17 protein-coding genes and 3 tRNA genes are annotated in these 17,738 nt (G+C 44.0%); 8 read left to right on the forward strand and 12 right to left on the reverse strand.

Annotated elements, in window-relative coordinates:
- Window positions 1-10: 10 nt before the first annotated feature.
- A complete protein-coding gene (locus F895_RS12735) occupies window positions 11-385 on the forward strand; it encodes a Na+/H+ antiporter subunit G (protein ID WP_005240071.1) in 375 nt (124 codons plus the stop codon).
- Window positions 386-437: 52 nt separating this feature from the next.
- Here the strand turns inward: F895_RS12735 and F895_RS12730 are convergent, their stop codons facing one another.
- From F895_RS12730 to tpiA, 9 genes are all read right to left on the reverse strand, one after another.
- Window positions 438-839, reverse strand: coding sequence for a ribosome-binding factor A (locus tag F895_RS12730; protein WP_005240073.1), 402 nt, complete (start codon window positions 837-839; stop codon window positions 438-440).
- A complete protein-coding gene (gene infB / locus F895_RS12725; RefSeq protein ID WP_005240075.1) occupies window positions 839-3,553 on the reverse strand; it encodes a translation initiation factor IF-2 in 2,715 nt (904 codons plus the stop codon). Before infB ends, F895_RS12730 begins: the two co-directional genes overlap by 1 nt.
- A 10-nt stretch (window positions 3,554-3,563) precedes the next feature.
- On the reverse strand, window positions 3,564-5,048 hold the full coding sequence (gene nusA / locus F895_RS12720; RefSeq protein ID WP_004656210.1) for a transcription termination factor NusA: 1,485 nt from the start codon (window positions 5,046-5,048) through the stop codon (window positions 3,564-3,566).
- A gap of 37 nt (window positions 5,049-5,085) precedes the next feature.
- The gene (rimP, locus tag F895_RS12715; RefSeq protein WP_005240078.1) at window positions 5,086-5,610 is read right to left on the reverse strand and encodes a ribosome maturation factor RimP; all 525 of its coding nucleotides are present in this window, start codon (window positions 5,608-5,610) and stop codon (window positions 5,086-5,088) included.
- A 198-nt stretch (window positions 5,611-5,808) separates the two neighbouring features.
- Window positions 5,809-5,885: transfer RNA gene (locus F895_RS12710), tRNA-Met, on the reverse strand.
- An 88-nt stretch (window positions 5,886-5,973) separates the two neighbouring features.
- Window positions 5,974-6,050: transfer RNA gene (locus F895_RS12705), tRNA-Met, on the reverse strand.
- A 45-nt stretch (window positions 6,051-6,095) separates the two neighbouring features.
- Window positions 6,096-6,180, reverse strand: a tRNA-Leu gene (locus tag F895_RS12700).
- Between the two features lie 56 nt (window positions 6,181-6,236).
- The gene (secG, locus tag F895_RS12695) at window positions 6,237-6,566 is read right to left on the reverse strand and encodes a preprotein translocase subunit SecG (RefSeq protein ID WP_004656213.1); all 330 of its coding nucleotides are present in this window, start codon (window positions 6,564-6,566) and stop codon (window positions 6,237-6,239) included.
- A 12-nt stretch (window positions 6,567-6,578) separates the two neighbouring features.
- Window positions 6,579-7,370, reverse strand: coding sequence for a triose-phosphate isomerase (tpiA, locus tag F895_RS12690; RefSeq protein WP_005240080.1), 792 nt, complete (start codon window positions 7,368-7,370; stop codon window positions 6,579-6,581).
- 372 nt (window positions 7,371-7,742) lie between these two features.
- Between tpiA and pilB the strand changes: the two genes are divergently transcribed.
- From pilB to coaE, 4 genes are read left to right on the forward strand one after another with little or no spacing between them, the layout of a single operon-like run.
- Window positions 7,743-9,455, forward strand: a complete 1,713-nt coding sequence (pilB, locus tag F895_RS12685) for a type IV-A pilus assembly ATPase PilB (RefSeq protein WP_005240082.1) — start codon at window positions 7,743-7,745, stop codon at window positions 9,453-9,455.
- Window positions 9,456-9,479: 24 nt separating this feature from the next.
- The gene (locus F895_RS12680) at window positions 9,480-10,706 is read left to right on the forward strand and encodes a type II secretion system F family protein (protein WP_005240085.1); all 1,227 of its coding nucleotides are present in this window, start codon (window positions 9,480-9,482) and stop codon (window positions 10,704-10,706) included.
- Window positions 10,707-10,711: 5 nt separating this feature from the next.
- Entirely contained in the window at window positions 10,712-11,572 is an 861-nt protein-coding gene (locus tag F895_RS12675; protein ID WP_005240087.1) for a prepilin peptidase, read from the forward strand.
- 1 nt (window position 11,573) lies between these two features.
- Window positions 11,574-12,179: a dephospho-CoA kinase gene (coaE, locus tag F895_RS12670; RefSeq protein WP_005240088.1), complete on the forward strand. Its 606-nt coding sequence runs from the start codon at window positions 11,574-11,576 to the stop codon at window positions 12,177-12,179.
- On the opposite strand, the gene F895_RS12665 is transcribed toward coaE, so the two are convergent.
- The 3 genes from F895_RS12665 to F895_RS12655 form a co-directional block, all read right to left on the reverse strand.
- Window positions 12,176-13,087: a DMT family transporter gene (locus F895_RS12665; RefSeq protein ID WP_005240090.1), complete on the reverse strand. Its 912-nt coding sequence runs from the start codon at window positions 13,085-13,087 to the stop codon at window positions 12,176-12,178. The two genes, coaE and F895_RS12665, sit on opposite strands and share 4 nt — an antisense overlap.
- Window positions 13,088-13,117: 30 nt before the next feature.
- Window positions 13,118-13,867 carry a 23S rRNA (guanosine(2251)-2'-O)-methyltransferase RlmB gene (gene rlmB / locus F895_RS12660; RefSeq protein ID WP_005240091.1) on the reverse strand — a complete coding sequence of 250 codons (750 nt, stop codon included), beginning with the start codon at window positions 13,865-13,867 and terminating at the stop codon, window positions 13,118-13,120.
- A 198-nt stretch (window positions 13,868-14,065) separates the two neighbouring features.
- Window positions 14,066-14,392, reverse strand: coding sequence for a pyrimidine/purine nucleoside phosphorylase (locus F895_RS12655; RefSeq protein ID WP_004637677.1), 327 nt, complete (start codon window positions 14,390-14,392; stop codon window positions 14,066-14,068).
- Window positions 14,393-14,922: 530 nt separating this feature from the next.
- Between F895_RS12655 and recN the strand changes: the two genes are divergently transcribed.
- From recN to ruvX, 3 genes are all read left to right on the forward strand, one after another.
- Window positions 14,923-16,581, forward strand: coding sequence for a DNA repair protein RecN (gene recN / locus F895_RS12650; protein ID WP_005240093.1), 1,659 nt, complete (start codon window positions 14,923-14,925; stop codon window positions 16,579-16,581).
- A gap of 114 nt (window positions 16,582-16,695) precedes the next feature.
- Window positions 16,696-17,250: a YqgE/AlgH family protein gene (locus tag F895_RS12645; protein WP_005240094.1), complete on the forward strand. Its 555-nt coding sequence runs from the start codon at window positions 16,696-16,698 to the stop codon at window positions 17,248-17,250.
- Window positions 17,243-17,686, forward strand: coding sequence for a Holliday junction resolvase RuvX (gene ruvX / locus F895_RS12640; RefSeq protein WP_005240096.1), 444 nt, complete (start codon window positions 17,243-17,245; stop codon window positions 17,684-17,686). The genes F895_RS12645 and ruvX overlap by 8 nt, the downstream gene beginning before the upstream one ends.
- The last annotated feature ends 52 nt before the right edge of the window (window positions 17,687-17,738 follow it).

Below are 17,738 nucleotides of genomic sequence, written 5' to 3' on the forward strand. Positions count from 1 at the left end.
GAGCTTCACCATGCAACTCATCCTTGAAATTGTCGTTTCATTTTTTGTGGTATTTGGCGCATTCTTTATGCTGATCGGTTCGATCGGCATGATTCGCCTCCCCGACTTATTTATGCGCCTGCATGCCCCCACCAAATCGAGTACCTTGGGGCTCGGTAGCTTCCTCATTGCAGCCATGATATTTGCAGCAATGCATGGTCGTTTTGGTTTTGCTGAGTTGTTGATTACCTTGTTTGCCTTTATCACTGCACCCGTATCGGCAAATTTGATGGCGCAAGCTGCGATTCACCTCCGCTTACGCTCAACCAGTGGTGATGTACCAGAAGCACTCAATCGTCCTCTGCCTTGGCAACGCTATCGTCGCTACCCGCTGAAAAAAGACTAATTAAAGCCTCGCAATAAAAAAGCCACCCGAAGGTGGCTTTTTTTATATCTATTTACTTTTGTTCGTCTTGCTCTTGTTCAGGTAAATCCTTCACAGCTTCAGCAATCAGACCAAACATATAGTTGCCGTAGGCATTGGTTTTGTCATAGTGAAAACGTAAACGAGGCGTCACACGTGTTTTGATACGACGACTCAATTCATGGCGTAAGAAACCAGACGCTTTATTCAAGACATCTAGGGTTTCTTTATTCGCCGCCTCACTCTGATCATCACCGAGTTCACGTCCCATTACCGTGACATAAACTTCGGCATAACCCATATCTGCACTAACTTTCACGGCTGAGATGGTCACCAGACCACCCAGACGTGGATCTTTAAGCTCCTGACGGATCAGTTCAGACAACTCACGTTGTACTGAATCCGCCATGCGCTTTAAGCGTTGGCTACCCGCCATTAAAGACTCCGTTTAATCAATTGAACATCATACACTTCGATCTTATCTTGTGCTTTGATGTCTTTATAGCCTTTGACTGCAAGACCACATTCCATACCGGCACGAACTTCTTCAACCACTTCTTTATAGCGGCGAAGAGACTCAAGCTCACCTTGGAATACAACCACGTCATCACGTAATACGCGAATTGGCTTGTTACGGTGCAATACACCTTCAAGTACCATACAGCCCGCTGCAGCACCAAACTTACTTGAGTGGAATACTTCACGCACTTCCGCAACACCCAGAATAGTTTCACGGTGTTCAGGTGCAAGCTTACCGCTCATTGCAGCTTTTACATCATCAATCAATTGATAGATGATGCTGTAGTAACGAATATCGATACCATCTTGGTCAGCTTTCTGACGCGCAGTATTGTCTGCACGTACGTTGAAGCCTAACAATACTGCTTCTGAAGATTCAGCCAAAGTCACATCTGACTCAGTGATTGCACCTACGCCAGAACCGATGACGCGAACTTTAACTTCATCCGTCGCAAGTTCATCAAGCGCAACATGCAATGCTTCTAAAGTACCGCGTACATCAGTTTTGAGTACCACGTTAACGGTAGGAACATCTTTCTTGCCCATTGATGCCATGATGTTTTCAAGGCGCATTGAGCTCGCACGCTCAAGACGTTTTTGACGTTCGCGATCTGCACGAGCATCAGCAACTTCACGTGCTTTCTTCTCGTCATTGACCACAAGAACTTCATCACCCGCCATTGGCGCTTCTGGCAGACCTAAGATTTCAACAGGAATCGAAGGGCCTGCAGAGGTAATACGTTGACCATTTTCATCTGACATTGCACGAACACGACCATAAGATGAACCTGCAAGAACCAAGTCACCAATGTTCAAGGTACCGTTTTGTACCAGAATCGACGTTACCGCACCGCGACCTTTGTCGACACGTGCTTCAATCACCACACCTTGCGCCGCACCTTCTGCTGAAGCTTTAAGCTCCATCAATTCAGCTTGGATCAGGATGAGATCAAGCAAACCGTCGATACCCGCACCTGAGTGTGCTGATACTTTGGCAATTGGCACATCACCGCCCCACTCTTCAGGTACGATACCCTTGGTGGTCAATTCGTTTAAGACACGGTCTACATCAGCTGACTCTTTGTCCATTTTGTTGATGGCAACAATAATTGGCGTACCAGCTGCACGCGCATGGTCAATTGCTTCTGCTGTTTGTGGCATTACACCATCATCAGCCGCAACAACAAGTACCACGATATCAGTCGCTTTTGCACCACGCGCACGCATAGAGGTAAATGCTGCGTGTCCTGGTGTATCCAAGAAAGTGATAATTCCTTTCTCAGTTTCAACGTGATAAGCACCGATATGCTGGGTAATGCCACCCGCTTCACCCGCTGCCACTTTAGAGCGACGGATACGATCCAGTAATGACGTTTTACCATGGTCAACGTGACCCATGATCGTTACCACTGGTGGACGAGTGGTTTGCTCACCACGTGCTTCTTCAGCAGCAACCAATAAGTTGTCTTCTGCTTGCGTATCCGATACCAATACCGGATTGTGGCCTAACTCTTCAACCACAAGTACTGCTGTATCTTGATCAATGGCTTGGTTCTGAGTCACAAGCTCACCCATTTTCATGAGGGTCTTGATTACTTCACGAACTTTAACAGCCATTTTTTGTGCAAGATCAGCAACAATGATTTTTTCGCCAATCTCAACATCATAAACTTGCTTTTTAACAGGTTTTTCAAAACCATGTTTATTCGCCTGGCTGGTTTTCAAGCCGCGCTTATGATGGCTCTTGCTGAAACTTTGTTCAGACTGTGCATCACCACCGCGACCACCTTTCTTACCAGCACGCGGATTTGCAGTTGCACCACCACGCTTGATTTCACGGTCTTCTTTGTTAAAAGAATCTTCATACGCTTGACCAACAAGACCAGCGGCTAAAGGTGAATCATCGATTACGCGAATCGTTGCAGTTGCATCATCATTTGAATATTTTGATGCCATCTGACGCATTTGTTCAAGCGTACGTTGTTGTGCTTCTTCAGCCGCTTTACGACGTACCGCTTCCTCAGTTGCTTTCAACTGAGCAGTTTGCTCTTCACGCGCTTTCTTTTGTTCTGGTGTTTCAGTCGGTCGAACAACAGGGGCTTTAATAACCTTGTCGCTATTACGCTTTTTCACCACAACTGCGGTTTTTGCTGGCGCTTGACCTGAACTGTCAGAAGTATGCGCAGCACGCATCGCTTCTAAAGTTGCATTGGCTTTTTGTTCAGCGCTATGACGTGCTTTTTGATCTGCTTCGTCACGTACTTTTTGTTCAGCACGGACTTTTGCATCAGCTTCTACACGCGCTTTTGCTTCTGCAGCAAGTAACTCTGGATTTGGCTTCGCAAAAACTTGTTTTTTGCGAACTTCAACATTAATGCTTTTTGCCTTACCTGAAGTACTTGTTACTTTAGCAGTACTCGTTGTTTTACGTTTCAACGCAATCTTTCCTGTGTTACCACTTTCCTGACCATGTACTTTTTTCAAGTGATTGACCAAAGTATCTTGCTGTTCAGTGGTAATAATGTCATCTGCTTTACGCTGTGGTAGACCTGCTTCGCGAACCTGCTCTAGGAGTTTCTCTACAGGACGTTCTACGCTGAGCGCTAACTCTTGAATCGACTTGTCCGTCATCTATTATCTCCTAGTTAAACCATGATTCACGTGCTTTCATGATTAACTGACCCGCTTTGTCATGACCTAAACCTTCGATATCAGAGATATCATCAGTTGCCTGGTCTGCCAAATCATCAACAGTAACCACACCACGCGCCGCCAATGCATATGCAATCTCAGTCGTCATACCTTCCATACCGAGAAGTTCTGCACTTGGCTCTTGAATATTTTCTTGCTGTTTCAGTGCATCCGTCAAAGCAGCTTCTTTCGCACGGCTTTGCAGCAATTCAACTAAATCAGCCTCAAGCTCGATTTCGTCAAATGTTTCCGCTGGAACATACGCAATCTCTTCTAATGAAGTGAAGCCCATTTCAACTAAAGCCATTGCCAAATCTTCTTCAATATCAAGACGTGTAATAAACATATCTAAATATTGCTGTGCTTCATTTTGCTGACGAGCACGATACTCTTCTTCTAGCATCATGTCGAGTTTATAACCCGTCAATTCCGATGCTAAACGAACATTTTGCCCTTGCGAACCAATCGCGCGCGCCAATTGATCATTGGTTGCGAAGATGATATCGGCACTACGTGCATCTTCATCTAAAACAATACCAGACACATCTGCAGGCTCTAATGCGCTTGCAATATATTGCGCCGGATCATCAGACCACACCACCACATCAATACGCTCACCATTCAACTCTTGTTGTACAGCCTGGATACGTGTACCACGCATACCAATACATGCACCCACTGGGTCAATACGATGGTCATTGGTTTTCACTGCAATTTTAGCACGAACACCTGGCTGACGCGCTGCTGCTTTAATTTCAATGATTTCTTCAGAAATTTCTGGAATTTCTTTTTTCATTAAAGCAATCAACATCTCTGGACGTGCGCGAGACAATAATAATTGTGCACCACGACCTTCACGGTTAACGTTATATAAAATTGCATTGATACGCTGTTTAGGACGTAAAATTTCTTTGTGAATGGTTTCTTCACGCGCTAAATACGCTTCAGCGTTGTCACCCAGATCAATGATAAAGCCATCTTTGGTTTGCTTTTTCACTTCACCGTAAATCAACTCACCCACTTTAGACTCATAAGCATCGGCAACAAGTGCACGCTCTGCTTCACGAATCTTTTGCACGATCACTTGTTTTGCGATTTGCGCAGCGATACGACCAAACTCAATTGATTCGACTTCCAACTCGCGCACATCACCAATCGACCATTGTGATGGATCTACATCAGAAATTGCATCTTGGCATGCTGGCATTTCATGATCTTCATCCGCAACAACAGTCCATTGACGGAATGTACGGTAATCACCTGTTTTACGATCAATCTCAACACGAAGCTGAGCTTCTTCTGAACGCGTGCCTTCGTAAAACTTTTTCTTCGTTGCCGCAACCAGTGCTTGCTCTAACGCTTGGAAGATCGCTTCACGACTAACACCTTTTTCATTACTAACCGTTTCTGCAACGGTAAGAATTTCGCGGCCCATAAGTCACCTACCGATTTCTTATAAAATTAAGTTAATATTAGTCTTGATAGATTAAATTTGCTTTATCAATATTATTACTATCAATTTCAAGCACATGATTACCTTCAACTTCAACTTGAATCAACTCATTTTCTAAGTCAACAGAAAGTAATTTTGCCTGGAATTTACGACGGTTCTCGACAGCAGCAATTAATCGTAAAGCCACTTGTTGCCCGATATAGGCAGGTAGCTGATTAAGTTGGAAAAATGGACGATCCCAACCTGGTGATGATACTTCCAAAGCATACTCACCCGAAATTGGATCATGGACATCAAGCATTGCACCCACTTGTTGTGTGACTAACACACAATCTTGAACGCCAATACCACGCCCGAGTTCAACTTCACCATCTTCATTGAGGACAGGTTCTGCGTTTTCATCAACCGCTTTATCTATATAAATGCGTAATAAAGAACGTTTACCTTGTGGCAGGAATTCAATCCCCCACAGATCTACACCACATGCAGCCACAGCTGGTGCGATAAGATCATGCAATGCTTGAGACTTGTTTGATAATTTCATTTACTCTCGTCGCTCTTATACGAGCCAATCAATCTTAACCGTATAGTGAAGCACGACTATTTGACCAATTGATGTCGAACAACTACACGATAGCTAAACAACCAATAAAAAAGGGCGTAATCGCCCCTATGATACACAGAAAAGCATAGCCCACTGTGCAAAAAGGCCCACCTTATTGTGAGCCTCTTTTTAGAAACTTGGTAGCGGGAGCTGGATTTGAACCAACGACCTTCGGGTTATGAGCCCGACGAGCTACCAGACTGCTCCATCCCGCATCAACGTGCAAAAATTATATACAAATATAAAAAAAAGTCAATTTGAGTTTTCTCTACATTTGCTTGATTAAGTTGCACCTTAATCAAATGGTAGCGGGAGCTGGATTTGAACCAACGACCTTCGGGTTATGAGCCCGACGAGCTACCAGACTGCTCCATCCCGCATCAACACAAACACTGCATACACCGAACTTAACTGGTTATTAAGTTTGGTGCGGAAGGGGGGACTTGAACCCCCACGCCCGAAAGCACTACCACCTCAAGGTAGCGTGTCTACCAATTCCACCACCACCGCAGTTTGTGGGACGCATTCTAGCCCTTCAAGTACAAAAAGGAAAGAACTAATTCAACTTATTCAGTTGTTTTTGGTGCGTTTGATGAAGTTTCAGGCGATGTCGCTGGCGCAGATGTGGTTGTTTGAACAGTTTTCAAACTATAAGCATCCGTCGTTTGCTTTTTGGCAAATACAGCCAGAGTCAAACTGGTCACAAAAAACAATGCCGTAAAAATCGCGGTTAAACGAGTTAAAAAGTTGCCTGCACCTGAAGCACCAAATACGGTTGCAGCACCGCCACCACCAAATGATGCACCTGCTTCTGCACCTTTACCTTGTTGCACCAATACCAAAGCAATAATTAGAATTGCTAAAATGATATGTACAACGAGTATAAAACTATACATCTCTCTTCCTCGTTATTTGCTTTGCGCAAATGCTTTTGAGATTTGGTAGAACGATTGTGCATTTAAAGATGCACCACCAACCAAAGCACCATTAATATCTGGACATGCAGCCAACTCAACCGCATTCTCGGCTTTTACACTCCCCCCATAGAGGATTGCCATCTCTGCACCGAATGTTGTGATTTGCTTCAAGCCTTCACGAATTTTTGCATGCATCGCCTGAGCATCGGCAGGAGATGCTGTTTTTCCTGTTCCAATTGCCCAGATCGGTTCATACGCTATCACAATATTTTGCCATTGGTCAGCTTTTACCACTGCCGCAATATCACAAATTTGTTGCAATACCACTTGCTCTGCTGCGCCCTGCTCACGTTGTTCTAGACTTTCACCTACGCAATATATAATGGTCAGGCCAGCCGTTAAGGCATTTTGTAATTTAGCTTTTAAAATTTCAACATCGTCACCGAAGAGTTCACGGCGCTCAGAATGCCCAATTAAAACAAATTCAATTCCACTGTCCTTTAACAGTTCAGCACTCACTTCACCTGTATAGGCGCCTGTACCTGCGACACGTGATACATCTTGAGCCACGGTATAAACTGTTCTCGTAGCATCTTTAAATTGTATCTGAATGCCACTTAACGCGATTGCTGTTGGCGCAACACCAATATGACATTGCTCAGGTGCAATATTTTCCTGTTGTAATAACTGTTTAAATTCTTCTACTAATTGGAAAGCATTCGCATGCATTGGATTCATTTTCCAATTGCCAACAACCCAAGGAGTAATGCCCGAGTTCGACATACTTCGCCCGCCTACTGTTAATTTCTCAAAAATGCTGCATATTTTACACGGATTTTTATAAAATTCAGTTTTTTCTTTTATGTGTACATAAATTATGCAAAAACTTCAGAACCAATAAAAATTACCATCCCACCACCATGCTATGATGGCGATGAATTTAAAAATTAAAAGCCTACAAAGGTTTGAACTCATTTGATTCTAGATAAAACTGGCCAAAATTAATGAAAATTAATTGGCAAAAAACTCGATCAGTTCAAAGTTTTAACGAGGAATCAAGGCAAAAACAACACTTTCTGTAGTGGTATTTTTGCATAACAAAAGTATAATTTTTAAAATACATATTATAAACATTTATTGTCATAAGGCGGACAGATGTCAGGATTACATACGTCTCCAAAGTTTTCGGGGTTTATTCGGCGCTTAGTTGAAGATGGGCAACTGTCTGCAGCGACCATGCAAAGCGCAATTGATGCTGCTAAAAAAGCACAACAAGACATCGTCGCACATTTGATTGAGCAACATCGCTTATCACCACTCACAATTGCTGAAACCATTGCAGCCGAGTTTGGTGAGCCTCTTTTCGATTTGGCAGTCTACGATACAGCGCTATTACCTCGCGAGCTGGCAGATAATAAGCTCATTCAAAAGCATAAAGTTGCACCGCTATTGCAACGCGGACAAATTCTGTATGTTGCAACCAGTAATCCCACCAATATTGAAGCCTTGGATGCCATTCGTTTCAATACCAAGCTCAATATTGAACCGATTATTGTTGAACACACCAAACTCGAAAAACTGATCGAACAGCAGTTTGGTGATTCTGGCAGCTTTGATTTTGGCGAAAGCGAAGACTTTGACCTTGATATCGATGTTAGCCAAGCTCCCACCCAAGAGGAGGAGGATGCTCCTCAAGGTGACGAATCCCCTATTGTAAAATACATCAACAAACTGCTAATTGATGCGATTCGTATGGGTGCTTCTGATTTACATTTTGAACCCTATGAAAAAATGTATCGTGTCCGTTATCGCGTTGATGGGGTATTACGTCAGATTGCCAATCCACCACTACAAATGGCAACCCGATTGGCATCACGTTTAAAAGTGATGTCGCAAATGGACATTTCAGAAAAACGAATGCCTCAAGATGGCCGTATCAAACTCAAACTCTCCAAGACCAAAGCCATCGATTTCCGTGTTAACTCACTCCCGACACTATTTGGTGAGAAACTGGTGCTGCGTATTCTCGATCCGTCGAGCGCGATGCTCGGTATTGAAGCTTTGGGCTATGAAGATGAACAAAAAGCCTTGTTCATGGATGCTCTGGATAAACCTCAAGGCATGCTCCTCATCACAGGTCCAACCGGTTCAGGTAAAACCGTTTCCTTATATACAGGTTTAAATATCCTCAATACTGAGGATACCAACATTTCGACCGCCGAAGATCCGGTCGAAATCAACTTGGAAGGGATCAATCAGGTCAATGTGAATCCCAAAACTGGACTCACCTTCTCGGCTGCACTTAAAGCCTTTTTACGCCAAGATCCAGATGTGATTATGGTCGGGGAGATTCGTGACCTGGAAACAGCAGAAATTGCAATTAAGGCTGCTCAAACAGGCCATATGGTCATGTCGACGCTGCATACCAACAGCGCACCAGAAACCTTGACACGTTTACGCAATATGGGGGTTCCTTCTTTTAATATTGCAACGTCAGTCAATTTGGTAATTGCACAACGTTTGGCACGTCGCCTCTGTGGGCAATGCAAAGAAGTAATTGAAATTCCTAAACAAAGCTTACTAGAACTCGGCTTTACTGAACAAGATTTAAATGATCCTGAGTTTAAAATTTTTCAACCTGTGGGATGTTCTGAATGCCGTGAAGGCTACAAAGGCCGAGTCGGTATTTATGAAGTCATGAAAGTCACGCCAGAGATTTCTAAAATTATTATGGAAGATGGCAATGCCTTACAAATTGCGGCAGCATCAGAACAAGCAGGCTTTAATAATCTACGTCGTTCAGGTTTGAAAAAAGTCATGCAGGGAATTACCTCTTTGCAGGAAGTCAACCGAGTAACAAGTGAATAAAATCAATAAAAAGGATTAATAATCATGGCAGCTAAAAAAGCGCAAATGATGCCAACTTTTGCTTACGAAGGGGTCGATCGTAAAGGGGCAAAAATTAAAGGGGAATTACCTGCACGTAATATGGCCTTGGCTAAAGTTACGTTGCGTAAACAAGGGGTGACCATCAAGAACATTCGAGAAAAGCGTAAAAATATTCTTGAAGGCTTGATGAAGAAAAAAGTGACCACTTTGGATATCACCATTTTTACCCGTCAATTGGCGACAATGATGAAAGCGGGCGTTCCCTTGGTACAAGGCTTTGAAATCGTGGCTGAAGGCTTAGAAAACCCAGCCATGCGTGAAGTGGTCCTTGGGATTAAAAGTGAAGTCGAAGGGGGAAATACCTTCGCGGGTGCCCTGAAAAAATATCCGCAGTATTTTGATAATCTGTTTTGCTCGCTGGTTGAATCTGGTGAACAATCTGGTGCACTTGAAACCATGCTGGATCGAATTGCAATTTATAAAGAAAAGAGTGAATTACTCAAACAAAAAATCAAGAAAGCCATGAAATATCCAATTTCGGTGGTTGTGGTTGCAGTGATTGTGACCATTATTTTGATGGTGAAGGTTGTCCCTGTATTTCAGGATCTATTTAGCTCTTTTGGTGCAGATCTACCCGCTTTTACCAAAATGGTGGTCGAAATGTCCAAATGGATGCAAGAGTACTGGTTTATTCTGATTATCGTGATTGGCATAATTATTACCGCCTTTTTGGAAGCCAAGAAACGTAGTAAAAAGTTTCGCGACACCTTGGATAAAATGGCACTCAAAGCGCCGATTTTTGGGGATTTGGTCTATAAAGCCATTATTGCCCGTTATAGCCGTACTTTGGCAACAACTTTTGCAGCAGGTGTTCCACTAATTGATGCACTTGAGTCAACCGCTGGTGCAACCAATAATGTCGTGTATGAAGAAGCGGTGATGAAAATTCGTGAAGATGTCGCCACAGGCCAACAGCTACAGTTTGCCATGCGTGTTTCTAACCGTTTTCCATCAATGGCCATTCAAATGGTGGCAATTGGTGAAGAATCGGGGGCTTTAGACAGTATGCTCGACAAAGTTGCGACGCACTATGAAAATGAGGTGGATAATGCTGTCGATGGCTTGACCTCAATGATGGAACCATTAATCATGGCCATTCTAGGCGTGCTGGTCGGTGGCCTGGTTATCGCGATGTATCTTCCAATCTTCCAAATGGGCTCCGTGGTCTAAGTTTTATGCAAGATTTTTTTTCATATTTTATCGAAAATCCCACTGCACTTTATCTGGCGGTTGGGCTTTTTAGTTTATGCATTGGTAGCTTTCTAAATGTTGTCATTTTTCGCACGCCTCGAATGATGGAGCAGGAGTGGCAGCAAGAATGCCACATGCTCCTCCACCCTGAACAACCGATTATTGATCAAAGCAAGCTCAGTTTAAGCCAACCCGCCTCGACTTGCCCCAAATGCGACTCACCTATCCATTGGTACCATAATATCCCTGTGATCAGCTGGTTAGTACTTCGTGGTAAATGTGGGACTTGCCAAAACCCAATCAGTATCCGCTACCCTTTTATTGAGCTGCTCACCATGGTCTGCTCATTGGTTGTGGTTGCCGTATTTGGTGCAACAGTGCAAATGTTGTTTGGTCTGGTTCTGACTTGGGTATTAATTACATTAACCTTTATTGATTTTGATACACAATTATTACCTGATCGCTTTACCCTTCCCTTAGCAGCCTTAGGTTTAGGCATTAATAGTTATGCGATTTATACCACTGCCAGCCTAGCCATTTGGGGCTATTTAATCGGCTTCCTCTGCCTCTGGATTGTTTACTACATCTTTAAACTAATCACTGGTAAGGAAGGGATGGGCTATGGCGATTTCAAGCTACTCGCAGCGTTAGGTGCATGGATGGGACCAATGCTACTCCCCCTCATTGTGTTACTCTCTTCTATGATTGGTGCAGTGATTGGTATTATTCTGATGAAAATGCGGGGCGAAAATCAACCTTTTGCATTTGGTCCATATATCGCAATTGCGGGCTGGATCGCCTTCTTATGGGGTGATCAGATCATGAAAGTTTATTTAGGTGGCTAATATGCGTTTTATCTTGGGAATCACAGGTGGTATTGGCAGCGGCAAATCAGCGGCGACACAATGGTTTGAGTCTCAGGGTATTACGGTTATTGATGCTGATGTGGTGGCACGAGAAGTGGTCGAGCCAGGCCAACCCGCACTCAGAGCAATCCGGGACAACTTTGGCGATTGGGTATTATTGGCAGACGGCAATCTGGATCGACGGGCGCTGCGTGAGCATATTTTTCAATTTCCAGAGGCGCGTCAAACTTTAGAAAAAATCACCCATCCTGCCATTCGCCAGTCCATTATTCAGCAATTACAACAGGCTGAGAGTCCATATGTGATTTTGGTTTCGCCCCTGCTATTTGAAACCAATCAACATCAACTCACTCATCACACGCTACTGGTTGATGCTGATGAACAAACGCAATTACAGCGCGCGAGCCAACGCGACGGACAAAGTGAAGAACAGATTCGAAAGATCATTGCAGCACAAATGCCACGCTCTCAAAAACAGCAATTAGCCAATGATATTGTACTCAATGACGGTCTGTTAGAGCATCTTCACCAACAGCTGAAACCCTTGCATTTCAGCTATTTACAACGTGCAGAACGTTGTATCTAGCCTTGTTTCTGCTGCTCCAGCTGCGTGGTCAAACTGTCTTTGCGAAACCAACGCCAAGGTTGTAAAGCACCAATCCCCATTCCAACCAGACCACAGAGAATCGCGGCATTGAGCGGTTCATTTAATAATGGAACAGCCACAATCGCTGCAATAAATGGTGCCAGCGTTACAATACTACCCGTTTTAAATGCCCCTAAACGCTCAATTGCAGCCACATAACTTAAGGTCGCCACGATCACCACCAAAATGCCATGAAAAAGCCCCTGAATCACCAGATGAATCGGCTCTGCATCTTGAAAATGTTTTGGAATAAATAATAGATAAATCGGCAAATAGAGAATGGCAGACCAAATCACCACACCTACGGTCGAATGCCACGCTGATAATTTCCACTGTTTTAGCAGGACGGTGAAAAGCCCCCACCATGCCGCACTGATAAAAAGAAGCAGATCGCCCCACCCCAATGCGGCTGCCTGATCATGCAGTATTAAATAACTCATGAGCGCCAATGCACCCATCATAATCACCAAACTCAACCACGTGTTTTTATCAAAGGGCTGCTGAAACAACAAATAGGCTGCAACAGCCGTACACAGTGGAATACAGCCATTGAGAAAAATCGCCGCATGCGCTGCTGGAGCATGTAAGAAAGCGGTATACACCGTTAAGCAATAGGCCAAACCACCGATCAATGCCAAAATGACAGGACGAGGGTGCCATAAAAAGGCAAAATCTTTTTTATAGATTAATATAGGGATTAAAATCAGAGAGGCAATTGTAAAGCGCATTGCCATCAAATCCCACACACTGACGTGCCAATGTGCATTGAGACGGGAAAAAATGGTAAATCCCCCCCAAATACACATGGTGATAAAGACAAAGAAATAGCCTTGTGTGCGAGCAGTCATTTGAGCTTACATGAACAAGATTGGGTTAAATTATACACCAGCACGTTGGCGGCATGCCTCATAAAGTGCCATCCCAGTTGCCACACTCACATTCAAGCTTTGTAAATCGCCCAACATTGGAATATAAACCGTATGATCGCACTGTGACTGGGTAATCGGTCTTAAACCTGTATCCTCCGCACCCATCACAATCACCACAGGCCCGTTGAAATCACACTGATGAATCGGCAATGCCTTTTCATCCAGCATGGTCCCAATCACTCGGGTATGGGTGGTGTCTTTTAAGTGCGCAAGCGTTCGCGCAAGGTTGGTCACCTGAATAAACTTCACTTTTTCAGCTCCACCTGCAGCAACCTTACGTGCTGTCGGCGTTAAGCTCGCTGAACGATCACGCGGAACAATTACCGCCTGTACACCCATTGCCGCAGCCGTACGAATACACGCCCCCAGATTATGGGGGTCAGTCACTTGGTCAAGTGCCAGCAACAGGGCATCTGGTGATTGCTGTAGTAATTCGTCCAGATCTTTTTCATTCAAGGTCGGATGCGGGCGAACTGCTGCGACTACGCCTTGATGGAAAGGTAAACCTGCCAGTTTTTCCAGACCATCTCGACTGGCTTTTTGAACACTGATCCCAAAAGGTTCTGCAAGCTGCAAAATTTTTTGCAGACGCTGATCATCACGACCTTTTAGCGTAAATAAAGTTAAAACGCGTTCAGGCTCCAACTCCAACAATGACTCCACTGAATGAACGCCATAATAATATTCAGGTTTCGCCATGAACGACCTCTTGCAGTATTCCCTCTGATATAAAGAAGGATAATTAGGGGAGTTTTGAAAAAAATAAAAATCCTGCAAAGCAACTTTACAGGTGAGGAGCTGTTATAGCTCCGCAAGGGAACTTAATAAAAAATCCTGCAAAATGACTTTTACAGGATTTCCATTAAATCTAGTGTACTCGATTTAGACAGGAATAGGTTAACCTTCTAAATGACAGACATAATCGAGCACTTCATCTGCTTCGATATGGAACATACTGTTCCCAGGCACATAAAAGGACTGGCCTGCACGAAATAATTCACTCTCAGCACTATCTGCAATTTTTACACGGCATTCACCAGAAATAATTTCCATACGCTCTGGAACGTGTGTTTCAAAAGTCAAAGGCTGTTCAGTGGGTAAAATTACACCTAAAGTCTTTTTTGTACCATCTTCAAATTGTACTGTATGGCTAATACATGCCCCACCAAAATACACATTCGATTTCTTAATGACCGTTACATGATCAAATTGCACTGAACTCATGCGTACTCTCCAAATAATGCCGCATTTATATTAGGTTATGCTGGACGTAGTTTAATTGTGCCGTGACAACTAATCAATCCATTTTCTGGGCTAAACGTTGCAATTTTCATACCTGAGCCCAGATTAACAAAGCAACGCTTTGTCTGGGCGCAAGACGAACAGCTATGCTGTGAGTAAAGCGGAAAGCAACCCAACGCTTTACCCGAGCGCAAGACAAACAGCTATGCTGTGAGTAGCGAAGATAAATAACGCGAAACTTTACCAGAGCCTAAGACAAACAGCTTTGCTGTGAGTGGCGAAGATAAATAAAGTATGAGAAGCATCGCTTCGCAAGGTTCGAACACAAAACCTTGTACCATAGATGGTGCATCAGCGACGACTGGCGCACAAATACAAAGCGAAATCGTATCTTAAGCCCATAAACAATCAGTAATTCCTCAGTAAATCAGGAAAATCCAGTATTCCGCACTTGTCGTCACTTTAAAACTTCTCTATCTTTAAGCAAAAGATTCCGTGCATTGGATGCGTTTATGCTCACCCATTTAACTTTAATTAATTTTGCACTCGCTGACCATTTGGCTTTAGATATTGAACGAGGCTTCAATGTGCTGACTGGTGAAACTGGTGCAGGAAAATCATTATTGTTAGATGCACTTTCTGCGTGCTTAGGCGAACGTACCGATACCAATTATGTACGTTATGGTGCAGACAAAGCTGATGTCACTGCGATATTTAGTTATCAGCCTGAAAGCGCAGAAGCGCATTGGCTGACCGAACATGAACTGGATGATGATTCAGGTGAAATCCATTTAAGACGTGTGATTTTTGCCACAGGCCGCAGCAAGGCTTGGATCAATGGCCGCCCGAGCAGCTTGGCCGAACTCAAAGAGATTGGACGCTTGCTGGTTCAACTGTATAGCCAGCACAGCCAACAACAATTACTCGAACCACCTTATCCTAAACATTGGCTTGATCGTTATCATAATTTTGCCGAACCTTCGCAAGCAGTACGTGATGCCTATAGCACATGGCAACGAAATATTCGTCAACATCAAGCTGCCTTAGATGCGCAAGCAACACGTATTCAAAAAATACAAAGCTTAGAATTACAAATTGAAGAACTGGATGACGTTGTTCAAACCGATTATCGTGAAATCGAACAAGAGTTTGATCGTCTCAGCCATCATGAACATATCATGCAAGACTGTAGTTATAGTCTCAATGTACTGGATGAGGCCGAGCAGAATATTACCCAAGAAGTTGCATCGATCATTCGTCGTCTGGAATCTCATGCAGGTCGTAGCGAACAGCTCGCCAATATTTATAACTCCTTGTTAAATGCGCAAAGCGAAATAGACGATGCAACCGCAAGCTTACGTCAGTTTATTGACCGTCAAAGCTTTGATCCTGAACGCATGGAACAGTTGAATGCAACCCTCGAAGTGTTCCATCGTCTGGCACGTAAACACCGCACTCAACCCGAATTACTCAAACAAGACTATGAAACTTGGCAACAAGAATTAGCGCAACTGCATCAGCTGGAAGATCCAGAAACCTTGGCAGAACAAGTTGAGCTTTCCTATCAAGCCTTTATACAAGCGGCTCAACATCTGGATAACATTCGTCGCGCGGCCGCTGTTCCATTGGCAAAACAACTGACTGAACAGGTAAAGCCACTCGCACTTCCAGAAGCACATTTTGAGTTTAAATTTGAGCCACAGGAACCGAATGCCGAAGGACTCAGCTTTATTCAACTGTTATTCACCGCCAATAAAGGTATTCCGCCACAACCATTGGCACGCGTTGCCTCAGGCGGTGAGTTATCCCGTATTGCGCTGGTGATGCAAGTCATGAATGCAGAGAAAACCGAGTCCGAGGTACTGGTCTTTGACGAAATTGATGTTGGGATCAGTGGGGGTACTGCTGAAGTCGTGGGACGCCTATTGGCTGATCTGGCTCAACATGTGCAACTGCTCTGTATTACGCATCAAGCGCAAGTGGCAGCACAATCCGACCAGCATTTATTGGTGAAAAAACAACAAAGCGATCCAGCCAGCAGTACCATTCTCGAACTGGATGAAGATCAACGCATCTTAGAATTGGCACGTATGTCAGGGGGCGTTGAAATTAGCGAAACCACTTTGCAACATGCACGCCAGCTGCGCCAGCTCAAATTCCAATCTGCTTAATTGTGTATACAAAATATGAGAAAAAGATTGGCGAAATCCGATCAACTCTTGTATGTTGATAAAAAGAACCTATATAGATAGATCAGCATAATATATTGATGGAGAATCGCCTAGGTGACGAAACAATACTTAACTCACCGTTGTCTCATCGCTCCACCAGACATGGCAGATGACTTTTTTGCCAATACTGTCATCTATGTTGCGCGCCATGACGAAGACGGTGCTCAAGGCATCATTATCAATCGCCCTTCCGATCTACAAATCAAAGAATTACTTAATGATTTAGAGATTGATGCCGACAATGTCCATCCACATGCTGTTTTGCAAGGTGGCCCATTACGTCCAGAAGCAGGCTTTGTCTTGCATACCGGTCAGCCGACTTGGCATTCATCGATTGCGGTCGGTGAAAATGTCTGTATCACCACCAGTAAAGATATTTTAGATGCGATTGCACATAACGAAGGTGTGGGCCGCTATCAAATCGCCTTAGGCTATGCCAGCTGGAGCAAGAATCAACTTGAAGAAGAGATTGCACGTGGGGACTGGCTCATCTGTGAATCAGACATGGATCTGATTTTTAATCTGCCCTATCACGATCGCTGGGATGCCGCCTATAAAAAAATTGGAGTAGACCGTACCTGGTTTGCCTCTGAGATTGGTCATGCCTGAGATGCAGAGTTTCCAATCCATCATGGCATTTGATTTTGGCACCCAAAAAATGGGGATGGCGATGGGTCAATCCTCGATTGAAAGCAGCAATCCTCTGCCCTTATTCCCGATGAAAGATGGTATTCCAGACTGGGATAAATTACTAAAGATTGTCAAAGAATGGCAACCGAATCTATTTATCGTGGGTTTACCGCTGAATATGGATGACAGTGAATCTGAGCTCTCTGCTCGGGCACGTAAATTCGCGCGTCGTTTACGTCATCAAACCAATATTGAAACCTGGATGGTGGATGAACGTTTGACGACACGTGAAGCCAGAGAAGAGCTGGAGTCTTATCAAAGCAAAGGACAGGCAAAACGCTTATCTGCAGATAGCTTTGCAGCGGCATTATTGATTCAGAGTTGGTATCGCGATCCCGTAGGGATTACACCTTAAGGCTGAATTTCCCAAATATTTAATGGTCTCGTGCTATTAATACCGCGAGACC

It is taken from the genome of Acinetobacter sp. CIP 64.2 (genome assembly GCF_000369645.1).
Classification (GTDB): Bacteria; Pseudomonadota; Gammaproteobacteria; order Pseudomonadales; family Moraxellaceae; genus Acinetobacter.

Bases quoted from the DNA above. Each gene is read 5' to 3' on its own strand.
- F895_RS12735 (WP_005240071.1), top strand. From the start codon at position 11: ATGCAACTCATCCTTGAAATTGTCGTTTCATTTTTTGTGGTATTTGGC.
- F895_RS12730 (WP_005240073.1), bottom strand. From the start codon at position 839: ATGGCGGGTAGCCAACGCTTAAAGCGCATGGCGGATTCAGTACAACGT.
- infB (WP_005240075.1), bottom strand. From the start codon at position 3,553: ATGACGGACAAGTCGATTCAAGAGTTAGCGCTCAGCGTAGAACGTCCT.
- nusA (WP_004656210.1), bottom strand. From the start codon at position 5,048: ATGGGCCGCGAAATTCTTACCGTTGCAGAAACGGTTAGTAATGAAAAA.
- rimP (WP_005240078.1), bottom strand. From the start codon at position 5,610: ATGAAATTATCAAACAAGTCTCAAGCATTGCATGATCTTATCGCACCA.
- secG (WP_004656213.1), bottom strand. From the start codon at position 6,566: ATGTATAGTTTTATACTCGTTGTACATATCATTTTAGCAATTCTAATT.
- tpiA (WP_005240080.1), bottom strand. From the start codon at position 7,370: ATGTCGAACTCGGGCATTACTCCTTGGGTTGTTGGCAATTGGAAAATG.
- pilB (WP_005240082.1), top strand. From the start codon at position 7,743: ATGTCAGGATTACATACGTCTCCAAAGTTTTCGGGGTTTATTCGGCGC.
- F895_RS12680 (WP_005240085.1), top strand. From the start codon at position 9,480: ATGGCAGCTAAAAAAGCGCAAATGATGCCAACTTTTGCTTACGAAGGG.
- F895_RS12675 (WP_005240087.1), top strand. From the start codon at position 10,712: ATGCAAGATTTTTTTTCATATTTTATCGAAAATCCCACTGCACTTTAT.
- coaE (WP_005240088.1), top strand. From the start codon at position 11,574: ATGCGTTTTATCTTGGGAATCACAGGTGGTATTGGCAGCGGCAAATCA.
- F895_RS12665 (WP_005240090.1), bottom strand. From the start codon at position 13,087: ATGACTGCTCGCACACAAGGCTATTTCTTTGTCTTTATCACCATGTGT.
- rlmB (WP_005240091.1), bottom strand. From the start codon at position 13,867: ATGGCGAAACCTGAATATTATTATGGCGTTCATTCAGTGGAGTCATTG.
- F895_RS12655 (WP_004637677.1), bottom strand. From the start codon at position 14,392: ATGAGTTCAGTGCAATTTGATCATGTAACGGTCATTAAGAAATCGAAT.
- recN (WP_005240093.1), top strand. From the start codon at position 14,923: ATGCTCACCCATTTAACTTTAATTAATTTTGCACTCGCTGACCATTTG.
- ruvX (WP_005240096.1), top strand. From the start codon at position 17,243: ATGCCTGAGATGCAGAGTTTCCAATCCATCATGGCATTTGATTTTGGC.